The 14,715-nt window shown below is 52.1% G+C and carries 18 protein-coding genes; 13 read left to right on the plus strand and 5 right to left on the minus strand.

Going from position 1 to position 14,715, the window contains the following annotated elements:
• Window positions 1-51 precede the first annotated feature (51 nt).
• The 3 genes from VV088_RS07750 to istA are packed head-to-tail and all read right to left on the minus strand — an operon-like array spanning window position 52 to window position 2,580.
• Complete coding sequence (locus VV088_RS07750) at window positions 52-252, minus strand: hypothetical protein (RefSeq protein WP_334598924.1); 201 nt, start codon at window positions 250-252, stop codon at window positions 52-54.
• Window positions 245-1,030 carry an ATP-binding protein gene (locus VV088_RS07755; RefSeq protein WP_334598923.1) on the minus strand — a complete coding sequence of 262 codons (786 nt, stop codon included), beginning with the start codon at window positions 1,028-1,030 and terminating at the stop codon, window positions 245-247. The genes VV088_RS07750 and VV088_RS07755 overlap by 8 nt, the downstream gene beginning before the upstream one ends.
• Window positions 1,030-2,580, minus strand: coding sequence for an IS21 family transposase (gene istA / locus VV088_RS07760; protein WP_161845261.1), 1,551 nt, complete (start codon window positions 2,578-2,580; stop codon window positions 1,030-1,032). The genes VV088_RS07755 and istA overlap by 1 nt, the downstream gene beginning before the upstream one ends.
• Before the next feature lie 419 nt (window positions 2,581-2,999).
• On the opposite strand from istA, the gene VV088_RS07765 reads away from it, so the two are divergent.
• The 11 genes from VV088_RS07765 (at window position 3,000) to VV088_RS07815 (ending at window position 12,347) form a co-directional block, all read left to right on the plus strand.
• On the plus strand, window positions 3,000-3,395 hold the full coding sequence (locus tag VV088_RS07765) for a plasmid mobilization protein (RefSeq protein ID WP_334346494.1): 396 nt from the start codon (window positions 3,000-3,002) through the stop codon (window positions 3,393-3,395).
• The gene (locus VV088_RS07770) at window positions 3,367-4,998 is read left to right on the plus strand and encodes a relaxase/mobilization nuclease domain-containing protein (RefSeq protein WP_103242757.1); all 1,632 of its coding nucleotides are present in this window, start codon (window positions 3,367-3,369) and stop codon (window positions 4,996-4,998) included. Before VV088_RS07765 ends, VV088_RS07770 begins: the two co-directional genes overlap by 29 nt.
• On the plus strand, window positions 4,982-5,545 hold the full coding sequence (locus VV088_RS07775) for a DUF5720 family protein (RefSeq protein ID WP_334600154.1): 564 nt from the start codon (window positions 4,982-4,984) through the stop codon (window positions 5,543-5,545). Before VV088_RS07770 ends, VV088_RS07775 begins: the two co-directional genes overlap by 17 nt.
• Window positions 5,546-5,549: 4 nt before the next feature.
• Window positions 5,550-5,936: a cysteine-rich VLP domain-containing protein gene (locus VV088_RS07780; RefSeq protein WP_016227617.1), complete on the plus strand. Its 387-nt coding sequence runs from the start codon at window positions 5,550-5,552 to the stop codon at window positions 5,934-5,936.
• A 114-nt stretch (window positions 5,937-6,050) separates the two neighbouring features.
• Entirely contained in the window at window positions 6,051-6,815 is a 765-nt protein-coding gene (locus VV088_RS07785; protein ID WP_289696120.1) for a phage replisome organizer N-terminal domain-containing protein, read from the plus strand.
• Between the two features lie 63 nt (window positions 6,816-6,878).
• Complete coding sequence (locus VV088_RS07790) at window positions 6,879-7,730, plus strand: ATP-binding protein (RefSeq protein WP_016227619.1); 852 nt, start codon at window positions 6,879-6,881, stop codon at window positions 7,728-7,730.
• Entirely contained in the window at window positions 7,727-7,924 is a 198-nt protein-coding gene (locus tag VV088_RS07795) for a transposon-encoded TnpW family protein (protein ID WP_016227620.1), read from the plus strand. Before VV088_RS07790 ends, VV088_RS07795 begins: the two co-directional genes overlap by 4 nt.
• A gap of 133 nt (window positions 7,925-8,057) precedes the next feature.
• On the plus strand, window positions 8,058-9,677 hold the full coding sequence (locus VV088_RS07800; protein ID WP_103242498.1) for a recombinase family protein: 1,620 nt from the start codon (window positions 8,058-8,060) through the stop codon (window positions 9,675-9,677).
• A 250-nt stretch (window positions 9,678-9,927) separates the two neighbouring features.
• Window positions 9,928-11,241: a hypothetical protein gene (locus VV088_RS07805; RefSeq protein WP_334600155.1), complete on the plus strand. Its 1,314-nt coding sequence runs from the start codon at window positions 9,928-9,930 to the stop codon at window positions 11,239-11,241.
• A gap of 13 nt (window positions 11,242-11,254) precedes the next feature.
• Window positions 11,255-11,701, plus strand: coding sequence for a hypothetical protein (locus VV088_RS07810; protein WP_289424212.1), 447 nt, complete (start codon window positions 11,255-11,257; stop codon window positions 11,699-11,701).
• Window positions 11,702-11,990: 289 nt separating this feature from the next.
• On the plus strand, window positions 11,991-12,347 hold the full coding sequence (locus VV088_RS07815) for a hypothetical protein (protein WP_289424211.1): 357 nt from the start codon (window positions 11,991-11,993) through the stop codon (window positions 12,345-12,347).
• A gap of 182 nt (window positions 12,348-12,529) precedes the next feature.
• Here VV088_RS07815 and VV088_RS07820 read toward each other — a convergent pair whose 3' ends face one another.
• Window positions 12,530-13,126, minus strand: coding sequence for a hypothetical protein (locus VV088_RS07820; protein WP_289424210.1), 597 nt, complete (start codon window positions 13,124-13,126; stop codon window positions 12,530-12,532).
• Between the two features lie 195 nt (window positions 13,127-13,321).
• On the opposite strand from VV088_RS07820, the gene VV088_RS07825 reads away from it, so the two are divergent.
• Together VV088_RS07825 and VV088_RS07830 are read left to right on the plus strand one after the other, a co-directional pair.
• The gene (locus tag VV088_RS07825) at window positions 13,322-13,801 is read left to right on the plus strand and encodes a hypothetical protein (RefSeq protein WP_289424209.1); all 480 of its coding nucleotides are present in this window, start codon (window positions 13,322-13,324) and stop codon (window positions 13,799-13,801) included.
• A gap of 20 nt (window positions 13,802-13,821) precedes the next feature.
• Window positions 13,822-13,986 (plus strand): hypothetical protein, encoded by a 165-nt coding sequence (locus VV088_RS07830; RefSeq protein WP_334600472.1) that lies wholly within the window; start codon window positions 13,822-13,824, stop codon window positions 13,984-13,986.
• Window positions 13,987-14,069: 83 nt separating this feature from the next.
• Here VV088_RS07830 and VV088_RS07835 read toward each other — a convergent pair whose 3' ends face one another.
• Window positions 14,070-14,648 carry a hypothetical protein gene (locus tag VV088_RS07835; protein ID WP_334600156.1) on the minus strand — a complete coding sequence of 193 codons (579 nt, stop codon included), beginning with the start codon at window positions 14,646-14,648 and terminating at the stop codon, window positions 14,070-14,072.
• Window positions 14,649-14,715 lie beyond the last annotated feature (67 nt).

Raw genomic sequence — 14,715 nt, forward strand, 5'->3', positions numbered from 1 at the left:
CAGTTTTAGAGGAAAGGCCCTGCCAGCCGAGGCGGCGGGCAGAGCCAGGGATCAGTGATCGCAGTCGGGGATGGGGATACCGTTGGCAGTCAAAACAGTCTCCAGTAATTGAGTGCGATTCAGGTAAAAGTGTAATTCCTCCCGCATGGCATAGAAGATTTCCAAGGATTCCCGTTCCGCTTCACGCAGGATCATCAAATCCAATTCAAGGTCACAGGGGGAATCGGAGGGATTGAAGGGGCAGTCAGGCATCCTGCTCAGCGCCTTTGGCGCGGGAAGACTTCAGGCCATTACGTTCCCGCATGGAGACGCGGCCTTCAACCAGGACCTCATAGGCGTTGTGGATGATGCGGTCCATGATTGCCTCGGAAACGGGGCTGCCGGAGTCAGGATTGGGATCAATGCGTGTATACCAGCCCTCAGACTGGTACTGGGTGCAGAAAATCATGGAGCGCTGGCAGCGGGCCTCCACGATTTCCAGCAGGTCATAGGACTCCTGGGGGGAGAGCGGCCGGATGAGCCACTCGTCCAGAATGAGTAGATCCACCTTCTTGTAGGAGGCCAGACACTTCTTCAATTCGCCGCCGCTGCGGGCAATGCTCAGCTCGTCGAGGAGCTCCGGCATACGGACATAGCGGACCTTCTTGAACCGGCGGCAGGCGGCGTTGCCCAAGGCGCAGGCAATGTATGTCTTGCCGTTGCCGGAAGCGCCTTTGAGGATGATGTGGTGGCCCTCGTCCACAAATTTGCAGGTGGAGAAGCGCAGCATCTGAGCCTTGTCCAGCTTTCTGTCCTCGTAGTACGAAATCTCTTCCACCGCAGCGAACGGGGCGGCGAAGTGGGCGTTGTGAATGAGCCGCTTCACCGTGTTGGTCTGGCGGCGGTTCCACTCGGCAGTCACCAGCAGCCCCAGCCGGTCCTCAAAGCCGAGTTCATTGAATGAGGAGTCCTGTAATTGGCTGGACAGCTCCGCCGCCATGGCGGTCATCTTCATTCCAACCAGCATGTCAATGGTTGCCTGGAGTACCATCAGCCCTCGCCTCCCTTCCGGAAATAGGAGGCTCCGCGTGTAATGCCGAAGCGGTTGGAATCGTTGGGCTTGTCCTGCGGGGCTGCTTTCGCGGGCCGGTCCTGGCCGTTTTTCAAGAGGCTGCTAATGTTGCGGACAGAGGGCGCTGCGCTGTACGCAAGGATCCGCCCACAGGCGTTTTCCAGACGCTCTCTGCCATAGCGCTCTCCCAGCTTTGTCAGGCTGGCACAGGCTTTGTAGCCCTGCTCCGGGGCTGTCCCGGAGGTCAGGAAGTGTTGGATCACCTTCTCCGTCATGGGTCCCACAGACATGGCCCAGCGGCTGAAATCGCCGGCGTTATATGTCAGATACTTCTGGTGCGCCAGCGGCATATGCTCCAGCTTTACCAGCGGCTCGCGCTGGATCGTCTGCAAGCGGCGGTGGCTGGCGACACGACTGCCATGGTAGAATACCTCCACCGCAGTCTTTGTCACACGAATATCCACTTTTTCGCCAATCAGGTTGTACGGCACAGAGTACTTGTTCCTGCCGTCAGATACCAGATAATCGTTGGGGACCTTGGCAACGGACCAGACAGCCGCTTCAAAGGGCACAGCAGGCAATGGCAGCATGTACGGTTTCTCTTCCTCCAGCCAGGCGCTGCGGCGTGTGCCCGCCATCCGCTGGAACGGGCGGTTGTTCAGTTCCTCCAGCTTTTCCGCTATGGCCTCGTTCATCTCGCGGATGGAGAAGAACTTCCGCTCACGCAGCGCCGCAATGATCCATGTCTGGGCAAAACGCACAGATGCTTCCGCTGCGCTCTTGTCCTGGGGCTTGCGGACGCGAGCCGGAACGATTGCCGTGCCGTAGTATTCGGCCAGCTCCTGGTAGCTGCGGTTGAGCACAGTCTCGTATCGGGTGTTAGCCGTAGTGGCTGTCTTGCAGTTGTCCGGAATCAGCAGCCGTGTCACACCGCCAAAATACTGGAAGGCATGGACGTGGCAGGACAGCCAGTTCTCTGTCTTCATGTCCTCACAGACCTCCGCATAGGTGTAGCAGCTGCACGGCAGCACGGCCATGAACAAGTACGCCGGGCTCTGTTTACCGGTTACCAGATCATATACCGGAAGGGTATCGCCCGCCCAGTCCACCTGCATGGCGTCTCCCGGCTTGTGCTGGATGCGCATGGTGGCCTTCGTCACCCGCGCCCACCTCCGGTACTTGTCCCCAAACTGCGTGCTCATGTACGGCGTTTCCCCAGCCTCATGGCACTTCCGGCAGTATTCCTCCCACAAAAGCGCCATGGTCACCCCAGGCTTCGCCAGCTCCCGGTGAATGTACGGATAGTCCGGCTCCACATACCGGCACCCGCTCTTATACTTACCAGGGAACAGAATCTCCTCCAGCTCTGCGTTGGTGATGTCATCATCCAGCGGCCACGCGATTTGCTTCTCCTTTGCTGCTTGCAGAACGCTGCGGACGGTGTGCCGCGAACAATGTACCGTTGATTCGATTGTTCGTTGGCTGTGGTTGAGGCTATCCAGTCTCAAGATCTCCAGATAGTTTGGCATGGTGGGACCTCCAATTGATATAGTCACAGTTTCCTGTGCTACGCCAATTATACAGGTCCCTTTCTTTACTTTCGTGGAGTGGGGCTCCCTTCCGGCAGGGTGGGGCTAAAATTCCGTGCAGATGGAGCTGCTGGTCCGGTGTATGCATCATTTTTGCTTTACATGGTGTTGTAGGTAGTAGGGGGAGAAATATCGCCGCAGCTTTGGCGAAATTCCCGCTTGCGGCACTAAAGGTATTGACGGAAGCCCACACAGAGGAAGCCGCCACTTTTTAAGAGCAAGATTCTACCACAGTACCAAATTTCGCTAATCGCTCAATTTTGTCCTGCGGGAATCTTGTTGGGGTTGCCACCCCAAGCCCGCCTTTTTGCGGCTTGCGCCGCTTGAAAAAATCCACCCACGAAAGGAGGTTTACAGCCATGAAAAAATACAACACGCCCCACCGCCGCCGGGTAATCAAGACACGCTTGACCGAGGAAGAATACGCCGAGTTTTCCGAGCGTGTCACCCTCTGCAAAATGAGCCAAGCCGAGTTTATCCGGCAAGCCCTCATTAAGTCAAGCATACGCCCGGTTATCACCGTTTCCACGGTCAATGATGAATTGCTTTCTGCCGTTGGGAAGCTAACAGCCGAATACGGAAAAATCAGCGGCAACTTGAACCAGATAGCCCGCTGTCTAAACGAGTACGGCGCACCTTATAACGCCCTCTCCCAAGAAGTGCGAGCCGCCACAGCGGAACTTGCCGCCTTGAAGTTTGAAGTCTTGCAGAAAGTAGGTGAAGCCGTTGGCAACGTTCAAACATATCAGCTCTAAAAATGCCGACTATGGAGCTGCCGAGCAGTACCTAACTTTTGAGCATGACGAGTTTACCATGAAGCCTACACTGGACGAAAACGGGCGGCTTGTTCTCCGTGATGATTACCGCATTTCCTCTCTGAATTGCGGCGGGGAAGATTTCGCCATAGCGTGTATGCGCTCCAATCTGAAATACGGCAAGAACCAAAAGCGGGAGGACGTAAAGAGCCACCACTATATCATCAGCTTTGACCCCCGTGACGCTGCCGACAATGGGCTATCCGTAGACCGGGCGCAACAGTTGGGCGAGCAGTTCTGTAAAGAGCATTTCCCCGGACACCAAGCCCTTGTATGCACCCACCCGGACGGGCATAACCACAGCGGCAACATCCATGTGCATATCGTAATCAATTCTTTGCGGATTGCGGAAGTGCCGCTACTGCCCTACATGGAAAGACCAGCGGACACAAGGGAGGGCTGCAAGCACCGCTGTACGGACGCAGCTATGGAGTATTTCAAAGCGGAAGTCATGGAGATGTGCCACCGGGAAAACCTCTATCAGATTGATTTATTGCATGGGAGCAAGAACCGTGTCACCGAGCGTGAGTATTGGGCGAAACGGAAAGGACAAGCCGCACTGGATAAAGAGAACGCTTCCCTTGCCGCCACAGGAGAGCCGCCCAGACAGACCAAGTTTGAAACCGACAAGGAGAAGTTACGACAAACAATCCGCACCGCCCTGTCCTCTGCCGTTTCCTTTGAGGACTTTTCCGGGAAACTGTTACAGCAAGGCGTGACCGTCAAGGAAAGCCGGGGAAGATTGAGCTATCTCACCCCGGACAGGACAAAGCCAATCACCGCCCGGAAATTAGGTGATGATTTTGACCGTGCCGCCATACTGGAAGCACTCACCATAAACACGCAGAACGCCGCCAGAGCCGCCGAAACACCCGCACCCAAAGAGGAATACCCCCGCAGCATAAAAGACCGCTTACAGCGCAATAAAGCCGCTATAAATGCCCCGAAGAATGACGGAGTACAGCGCATGGTAGACATAGCCGCCAAGAGAGCCGAGGGCAAGGGGAAAGGCTACGAGAAGTGGGCGACTTTGCACAATCTGAAGCAAATGGCGGCGACCATGAGCGTATACGAGGAATCCGGCTTTTCTTCCCCGGAAGAACTGGAAGCCGCCCTTACCGCCGCCAGTGCGGGACTGAACAGCGTCCACGCCGAACTGAAAACCGTGGAAAGCACTTTACGGGAGAAAAAAGACTTGCAGAAACAGCTATTAGCGTACATCAAGACCAAGCCAGCCCGTGACGGACTTAAAGCGCAGAAAACGGAGAAAGCCCGGAGAGCCTACCGTGAGCAGCATGAAAGCGAGTTTATCATTTCTGAATCTGCCGCCCGGTATTTCAAGGCACAGGGAATCTCCAAGCTGCCAGCGTCCAAGACATTACAAGCGGAGATTGAGCAGCTTACACGGGAGAAGAACACGCTTTACAACGAGTACCGGGAGAAGCGGGAAAAAACAAAGGAATTACAGACAATCAAGGGAAATATCGAGCAGATTTTGAGGGGCGCACCGAGCCAGCAGAAAAAGCATGAACAGGAGCGATAATAAAACAGCCACAGGAGGTAGCACAATGAGATTTACGAACAGCGAGCTTGAAATGATTTACCAGTACGCCGCACCCACCAAAGCGGAAACCATAGGCGGCATGAAAGAAACCGTACCCGTGATTAAAGACCTTTTGACAAGGGTAATCATGGAGAACGCAATAGAAAAGCTGCAAAAGATACCAGAGCCGGAGTGCAGCCAGTTCATAGCCGACAACAAAGCCCGTTTCCTTGCGGGGCATGAAAACTCTATCCGGCGGCGGCTTGCGGAAGCAAAGGCACAGACGAAACAGCCGATAATGCAGGGGCATGACTTGACGGGCATGGAGCGTTTTCTCCCCGAAACCCGCCACATGATTGTCCTTGACGTAAAGACCAGCGACAGCCCCGTGGGATTTCCGGGGGAACGCCACCGCTATTTCCTCTCTGATGAGGGCTATAAGAACGCAAGAGCCAGCGAGGGGCGGGGAGAAATCAAGATAAAGAGCCATGCCGCCGTAGCCGCCGGGAGGCTGTACCCGGACAGGAAGCCGGAAAGGGAGCGTTAAAGGCATGGGCGCAAAAACACCATACATGGACTACCGCCAGTACCGGGCGGCGTGTCGGCTTGTGCATGAGTGCTGCAACTACGATAACGGCAACTGTATCTTGCTGGATAACGGCGAGCCTTGCGTATGTGTACAGAGTATCAGCTATTCCCTCTTGTGCCGCTGGTTCATTGCCGCCGTGCTGCCGCTGGACGGGAAACTGGAAGCCGCCCTGCTCCACCGGGCAGACAGGAAACGCTGTACCGAGTGCGGCGGGTATTTTCTCCCTAAGTCCAACCGGGGGAAATACTGCCCGGATTGCGCCGGACGCATGAAAAGAATCAGAGCCACACAGCGCAAGCGGAAACAGAGGGATAAATGTCACGCTTTAGGATATTCCAAACCCCCGTAAATCAAGGCTTTTTTGACCGCCCTCAACGGGTAGGCGGTACATTTATCCTTTACCCCCACAAAAGCCGCTTTAATTGCGTAACAGAAGCCACAGAACAGACCAAAGGAGGAACGAATGGCAGACAACCGCAAATATTATTACCTAAAGCTGAAAGAGAGCTATTTTGACGAGGACGCTATCGTGCTGCTGGAAAGTATGCAGGACGGTATGCTCTACTCAAACATTCTCTTGAAGCTGTACCTAAAATCACTGAAAAACGGGGGAAAGCTCCAGCTTGCCGAAAATATCCCCTACACCGCACAGATGATAGCCACAATCACCCGCCAGCAAGTCGGCACAGTGGAGAGGGCTTTGCAGATTTTTATGAAACTGGGGCTTGTAGAACCGTTGCAGAACGGGGCTTTATACATGAGCAACATTGAGCTTTTAATCGGTCAGTCCTCTACCGAGGGGGAGCGCAAACGCCGGGCAAGGCGGGCTTTGCAGGAACAGAAAGCCTTGCCGGAAGCCGTGGCGGACAAACGTCCACCATATGTGGCGGACATTTGTCCACCAGAGATAGAGATAGAGAAAGAGATAGATATAGAGTTAGAGATAAAGAGAGAGGGAGAGATAAAAACAGGACAGACAGCCCCCGCCCCTTTTGGCAGATATGAAAATGTATTCCTGTCAGAAAAAGAGCTTGCGGAGCTGCAAGAGGAACTTCCCGGCAAATGGGAGTATTACATAGACCGCCTATCCGGCTATATCGCTTCCAGCGGGAAGAAATACAAGAACCATGCCGCCACTATCCGGCGTTGGGCGGCTGATGACAGGGCAAAGGGGAAGCCGAAAAAGGGAATCCCCGATTATTCCTACAAAGAGGGCGAGAGCCTTTGACCGCATAGACACAACGCCCCGTAAACAGGGCGTAAAAGACCATGAACAAGGAGGAACGATTTTATGTGTGATTATGATAACGCTATTTTCCGGCTTGCCACGGCACAGGAAACAGAGCCGGAGGACTACATAGGCGAGGACGGGCTTTTATACTGCGGGAAATGCCGCCAGCCCAAAGAAGCCTACTTTCCGGAGGGCAAGACCCTTTTCGGACGTGACCGACACCCACGGGCGTGTGACTGCAAGCGGAAAATCCTTGACGAACAGCAAGCCGCCGAGGATATACGCAGACATTTTGACACGGTTGAACGGCTGAAACGGAAAGGCTTCACCGACCCGGCTATGCGGGAATGGAATTTTGACAATGACAACGGGAAATGCCCGCAAATGGAATTTGCCCGTGAATATGTGGAGCAATGGGGGCATATGAAAGCGGAGAACCACGGGCTGCTGTTATGGGGGAATGTCGGCACGGGCAAGAGCTTTTTTGCCGGGTGTATCGCCAATGCCCTTATGAAACTGGAAGTGCCTGTCTGCATGACAAATTTTGCCCTTATCCTCAATGACCTTGCCGCCAGCTACAAGGACAGGAACGAATATATCTCCCGCCTTTGCAGCTTCCACCTGCTTATCCTTGACGATTTCGGCATGGAGCGTGGCACGGAATACGGTTTAGAGCAAGTCTATAACGTGATTGACAGCCGATACCGCAGCCAAAAGCCGCTGATTGTCACAACGAATTTGACGCTGGAAGAATTGCAGAACCCGGAGGACACCGCCCACGCCCGGATATATGACCGCCTTACGGAAATGTGTACCCCCGTCCGCATTACCGGGGAGAATTTCAGAAAAGCCAAAGCACAGGCGAAAATGGAACGCCTTAAAATGCTGCTGAACAGAAAGGAGAGCCTATGACCGACACCCCCAACAGAAACGCCGCCACTACCGCCCGCCGCCCGGATTGCGTGACCGAGGTACGCCGGGGGAATACCGTCCTTGTGGTTTCCGGCTATTTCAAACAGGACACCACCGCCACCGCCGCCGACAAGATGATGAAAGTGCTGGAAGCGGAAAGCGCAGCCGGGGGAACTGCCGCCCATGCCATGTGAAGTGACATTCCTTGCTGAAATTTATCCGACATTATGTGCCATAAAGTAACAAAAAGGACTGTACAGCCAGCCCCGCCCTATGGTATAATAGACATACGGAATAGTGGGCTGGCTGTCGGAAACGGAGGAAACCATGTTAAGACAGACCACCCAAAAAATCACCGCCCTTTATCCGAGGTTATCCCATGAGGACGAGCTGCAAGGCGAGAGCAATTCCATTAGCAACCAGAAGCGAATCCTTGAAAACTACGCAAAACAGAACGGCTTCGGCAATCTGAAATGGTACACGGACGACGGATTCTCCGGGGCAAATTTCCAAAGACCCGGCTTCCAGTCCATGCTTGCCGACATTGAAGCGGGGCTTGTGGGAACGGTTATCGTAAAGGATATGTCAAGGTTAGGGCGAAACTACTTACAAGTGGGAATGTACACGGAAATGATTTTCCCACAGAAAAACGTCCGTTTCATTGCAATCAATGACGGCGTTGACAGCGCACAGGGCGAAAATGATTTTGCGCCTTTGCGAAATATTTTTAACGAATGGCTGGTGAGGGATACGAGCAAGAAAATCCGGGCGGTAAAACGCTCAAAAGGCATGAGTGGGAAGCCTGTCACAAGCAAGCCCGTGTATGGCTACCTCATGGACGAGGACGAAAATTTCATCATTGACGAAGAAGCCGCCCCCGTGGTGAAGCAGATTTACAGCCTTTGCCTTGCCGGGAACGGACCGACCAAGATAGCCCGTATGCTTACGGAACAGGAAATCCCCACGCCGGGAACGCTGGAATACCGCCGGACAGGGAGAACCCGCCGCTACCACCCCGGCTACGAGTGCAAGTGGGCGGCGAACACCGTGGTGCATATCCTTGAAAACCGGGAATACACGGGCTGCCTTGTGAACTTCAAAACCACCACCCAATCCTACAAGTGCAGCAAGATTATCTACAACAGCGAGGACAAACAGGCAATCTTCGAGAACCACCACGAGCAGATAATCGATAAGGACACATGGGAGCGTGTGCAGGAGCTACGCAAGCAGCGCAAACGCCCTAACCGCTATGATGAAGTGGGCTTGTTCTCTGGCATACTGTTTTGTGCGGATTGCGGCAGCGTCATGTACCAGCAGAGGTATCAGACGGATAAACGGAAACAGGACTGCTACATATGCGGCAGCTACAAGAAGCGCACGGCAGACTGTACGGCGCACTTTATCCGCACCGACCTCTTGACTGCCGGAGTGACCGAGAATTTACGGAAAGTCACCAGCTACGCCGCCAAGCATGAAGCCCGGTTTATGAAGCTGTTGACCGACCAGACCGAGGACGGGAGCAAACGCCGGAACGCCGCCAAGAAGAAAGAGCTGGAAGCGGCAGAAAAGCGGATTGCGGAACTCTCCGCTATCTTCAAGCGGCTGTATGAGGACAGCGTGGCGGGGCGCATATCGGACGAGCGTTTCATGGAGCTTTCGGCAGACTATGAAGCCGAGCAAAAGGAACTGAAAGAGAAAGCCGCCGCCTTGCAGAGCGAGCTTTCCAAGACGCTGGAAGCCACGGCAAACGCTGAAAAGTTTATGAAAGTAGTCCGCAAGTATACCAGCTTTGAGGAACTCACCCCTACCCTGTTGCGGGAGTTTGTGGAGAAAATCGTAATCCACGAATCGGAAGCCCTTGACGGGAAACGGCGGGGGAAGCTCCGCAGACAGGAAATCGAAATCTATTACTCTTTTGTCGGCAAGGTAGAATTGCCCGACTAAAGCCCGACCCGTCCGGCAGTCAGCCGGACAGGGAACGGCAAAATTTTTTACACTTCTTTTACTTCTTTATCTCACATGAGCAAACACTGGTGAAGCTGTAGCAATCACTAGTCCGCGAACGAACGGAAACATCTGCGGCGATATGACTGACCCTCAAATGCGTGCTTTTACAACAGAGCACGGGAAAAGGATGCTTCTCTTTCCGCAAAGTATGACCTTTTCTGGTGGAATTCCGGGCGAGACTTTACAAATGAAGTTTGATGATATAAAATGTATGTCCCTGGAAAGTACACGGGCAATCCAAATAGTCGCCAAACTCCAAGTCGAGGTTACAGCTCCCAGAGTAACCTTGAACACACCACAGCAGTTGGGAACAAGCCGTTCGCCAATCCAAGCATCGGCCAGGATTGCCTTGATTGTGCCCAAGGGAACAGGAGGCGGGAATCCCCCCACCGGCGGCGGGGACACCGTCATGTTCATGGAATACCAATTTGACGCTTTGGGCGAACAGGGTATTTTATGCGGAACAGAATTTTGCACGTATCCTCCCTTTGATGACGAGCCCACTTCGTTTAATCTTGGAGGTTGGCTTCTCAATATTGCGATAGGAGTTGCAGTCGCAGCTGTGTGCATATTTGCATCTATTGCGACAGGAGGCCTTGTTGCAGCAGCTCTTGCCGGTGCTGCCATGGGGGCTCTTGCAGTTACAGCTACGATTGCCATTGAGGATTATCAGGACGGTGAAGTTAGAGGTTGGCAAGCTGCGGTCGGCCAAATTTTAGTTGGTGCTACTGCTGGGGCTGCTATTGGTGCAACTGGTGCTTACATTATGCCACATGGTGTTGCAACAATGGGCACGTTTGTCAAATTTGGAATGCTGTCGGGTACAACCATGCGTGTTGCAACTTCAAATGCAATGGAGCATATGGGTACGTTTGACCGGCTGTGGTATGCTTTTAATCCAACAAGGGTATTGGCAGATGGACTTATAGGTGGTGGGTTAGGAATTGCAGCCAATCGGTGGTTATTAAAAACTGCTTTCCCATCTCAAGAGATGGTTAACTTATATAATACATCACAAGATGCGCTTTTAGCTGCGCAGGCGGCTCAAGCTATAAGAGGCGAATCAACTGCACAATCAGCAAATAATCTTCCACAAAGCGTGGAGGAAGTAGATGACTATATAGCTAGTATGGGAGAGTCCATAAAATCTAATCCATTACGGCAAGAGTATGAAACCGCTGTCCAAAATCTTAGCAGTTACGAGAACCAATTGAGATGTCAAGGCCTTGGAGATGAGGAGATAGCTAGGCTCATGTACGAAGCGAGACGGAATCTTGGAATAGAATATAAAGATTTAACTCCTGAGTTGTTAAGAGAATACATATATGAAGTTAATATAAAACGGTATGGCGATCCTTTAGGAGGCTCGTTTGAATTCTTTGTGGATAAGTACTTTGGTGATTATTCAAAAATAATTGAGTCGGCCAAACACCCAAACCCAAATGTGGATAAGTTATTGAGTGGCTTTCGTGATTGGCTAATTAACAAATTGGGACTTTAGCGGGAGGGGTATTGTGGAAATAAAGTATATCAGAAATATGGATGATGTTTCCCTGTTGTGTCTATACAACTTGGAAACAGGGGAATATCAAATAAGAAAATATAGTATACCTCTTCCAGCGGAAGTAAGAACTGATATTGGTTTCTTTGCTGACGTTAATCATGATATTTTTGGGGTATGCTCATCAAATCATGGGCCAGTTTTTTTTAAGAATGCCGAAAGATTTTATTTGAAGCAAATTGCCTTTTCAATGGAACACCACAAATTGAATGATAAAACTGGGGAATTTTTATTTATTACAAATAATGAAGTGCGAATCGATGAAGTTTATTCAATTACAACCTTAGTCGATTATGATGTATGGTCGCAAGAAAAAGATGTTGATTTTTTTCAATGGTTGAATAATGCGGTAAAAGATGATATGTCCAGAAATAGGTTCTTCAATTATTATACCAGGTAGTTGACCATTGAAAAATCTTGCATAACTGAAAAACCAATAGTTGTATTATTTTTACCATCGGTGATTGCTTATTTCAGTTTTCATTAGAGCTGCAATGGGTGTAGTTGCTGTTGTAGTTGATACAAATAGCATTGAATTGGCATCTCAATATTGAGGTGCCAGGCCTGTATTCAACCGCACCCAGTAGCTTATTATCCGTTGTAACAACATACTTTAGGTTATAGGATTCAAAACACCCAATCAAAGTCCCATCGCACCATGGAATTGAAAAATCCCAATAAGTATCCTGATGCACACCAGCAAAAGAGTTCTGGAAAGCATTTTTCATCTGCTGGTATGTAAACCCCTTCAATGGTCTCTGATAAAGCAGGTGCTGCCTGTTGTCTGTGATGATCGCCTCCGACATATCATCCGCCAGATACATATGGCTGAACCCGCTGTCGTCCACGCTGTACCGATTGGTTATGGCTGCCTTGTGTCAGGCGAAGATTTCGTCCAAGGGTTGGAACTCCTTCTCCAACTTCAGCCTCCGGTTCCCATGCCAGGTATAGCACTTCGGCCGGAAAAACCGCTTCAGCTCTGGAAGCCGTTCCAGGAAGAAGCCCTTGGTCAACCAGTATTGCTGGAAGCCCTCTTCATCGTTTGAGCCGCCAAAACCGAAGTCACCGGTGGCATAGAGGAAGCAAAGTAGCGGAACAGCGTTTCATCCAGCTCTGGCATCAAGTAGTACCAGGAGCGAAGATATGCCCCATCGGCACCGCACCGGTAGTAAGTGCAGTGCGGTTTCACCGAAGGTTGCTCCTGCCCGGAGTGTTCCACGACAGCAACCTATACCTCCTCTCCCCTGTAGTGGCCGGCGGCCAAACGCTCATTTGAGCCTGCCTTTACCACAGTTGCCAGCGCCCCGCTCTCCAGCTCACATTCATAGCACTCATACTGGGTCGTGATCAGAAGCCGGCTGCCATCCTCATGGAAACACATATTCGCAATCGTCTCACCGGGTCGGGCAAAGCCAAGGGTTAGGGTATTGTGGGTGTCATCATAGCCAACCAAGTCAATCAGGTACTCAGGGTCATGGAAACAGAATTGTGCGTACAGTTTGGCTGGCGATCCCCGGAAGACGGAGACTCCCTTATGGCGGTGGACGAGGATGGCCAGGTCCTTTGCTGTATTGGTAAAGAATGCGGTGCAGTTGTGGTAGACACAGTTGTATTTCCGAACCAGGGTGTCGTTTTCCGTGTGCCACTCATAGGCGTTGGTGTCGTTGCCTACGATGAACCGATTCAGTGTGGAGACCACGGCGGTTTTTAACTGCAGCTCACCGCTCAGGTCTGAGTTTGGGAGCAGTTTTTCCACGCCCTCTATGGAGTAGGTCATCAGGATCTTCCCGTTTCCGTTCGCATCAATCACCGTGTCAAAACACACGTTGAGGTTATCCTAGCCAAGGGACAGACGCACTATGTCTGCGGCAAGCGGGCCAGCCAGTACATAGCGGATCCTGCGGTCCCGCTGTGCGAAGAGATAGAGTCAGGCCTGAAGTCTGGCGCCCAGGAGCGGAAAAACTTCGGGTTTTCGATCCCTCAGAAAATCTGGGAGAAAATCAATGTCTCGCGGTTTAGTATGCACGCTTGCGCTTCCTGCCCGGACAAATGCCTCTACTACCATATCCGTGACCGGCTCCAGTATATAGACGGCATCATCCTGTGCAACCAGGACTTCTTGACTTCGCACCTGCAGAAGATGAGTCGGATGCAACGCGGGTTGCTCTCGGAGCGGGTGGATCTCGTTGTTGTAGATGAGGCACACAATTTGGAGAACAAGGTTCGCAACGCAACCACGGTCTATCTCAGCCAGTGCGTGATTATGAACACGATCCGATCCGCAGTCAGAGAGGTCTCCGCTACGGACCGGCAGTATGTGCAAAGAAGCTTGGGCCCGGCGGAAGCAGCGGTCAGGGCCTTTTACCGGCTGCTTGGGGAACAGGTACAGCAGCAGATCATCGAGTCGGTTCAGGACATGAAATATGCCGACCGGTTTTTCTTTCGGAATAGCGATACCGCTATGGAGCTGCTTACGGCAATAAGTCTCTTGCGAAATTAAAACAAGGTGTAGGCAGGCTAATCCGTAATTTTACGGATACCGGGATCATATCTATCATTGACCCGCGTCTGAAGGACTCCAACCCGAAACCATACTGTGATGTCGTGTGGAATGCCCTCCCTATCTCCAATCGGACAAATGACATAAGGGAGCTGCGGGAATTTTATAATAATCTCCATCAATAAGGCGTGTTGGCCGCCCTATTGAGGTGGGCCGCAGGGTTGCTACTGCTCGCTATATTCTGGACGGCGCAGGTGTCCAGGTTCTGTCAGGTGCAGGGCCTGGGCATCTGCCGTTTCTGCCGGATGCCATCTTCAGTGCAGTGTGTACCTGAGTTTGAATAGATATTATACAAGGTATCAACTGAGTAGAGGCATTGATAGCGATAGTCGCACTTGGCCAAGTTCCAGGCAAGCTCCAGGTCGGTCTCCTTAACCAGGCGGTAACTCCGTCTCCGGCCAATATGCCTGCTGCTGACAGCGTATAGCGTGAAGTTTGCACCGGCGCTGCGAAGTTCAAGGAGTATTTCAAAGGCCAACAGCCCAAAAGGGGTAGTATAGTCGGCGATGAAGGTGGTGATGCCCTGTTCCCTTGCCCAGATGCAGGTCTTGCGGATATATGCGCGATAGCGCCTGGCAGTCAAAAAGTTGCAGCGGCGGCTGTGGCATCCACTGGTAAAGAGGATCGTTTCTTGCGGGACCAAAACTGGTTCGGAGTTCATATGCTCCTCATACTCATCCACCGCTTCCACTGCCAGTTGCCGGAGATCCTCCGATACTTCCATGCTATCGAATGCGGCGATCTGTGCGTCGATTTTCTTCCTATACTGAGGTGAATGCTTTATCAAAAATATGCTCAGCTTGGAGCAGGACTTGCAGAGCCAAAACCTTAGCCGTTTTATTTGCTGTACCATT

Source organism: Lawsonibacter sp. JLR.KK007, assembly GCF_036941135.1.
Taxonomy (GTDB): Bacteria; Bacillota; Clostridia; order Oscillospirales; family Oscillospiraceae; genus Lawsonibacter.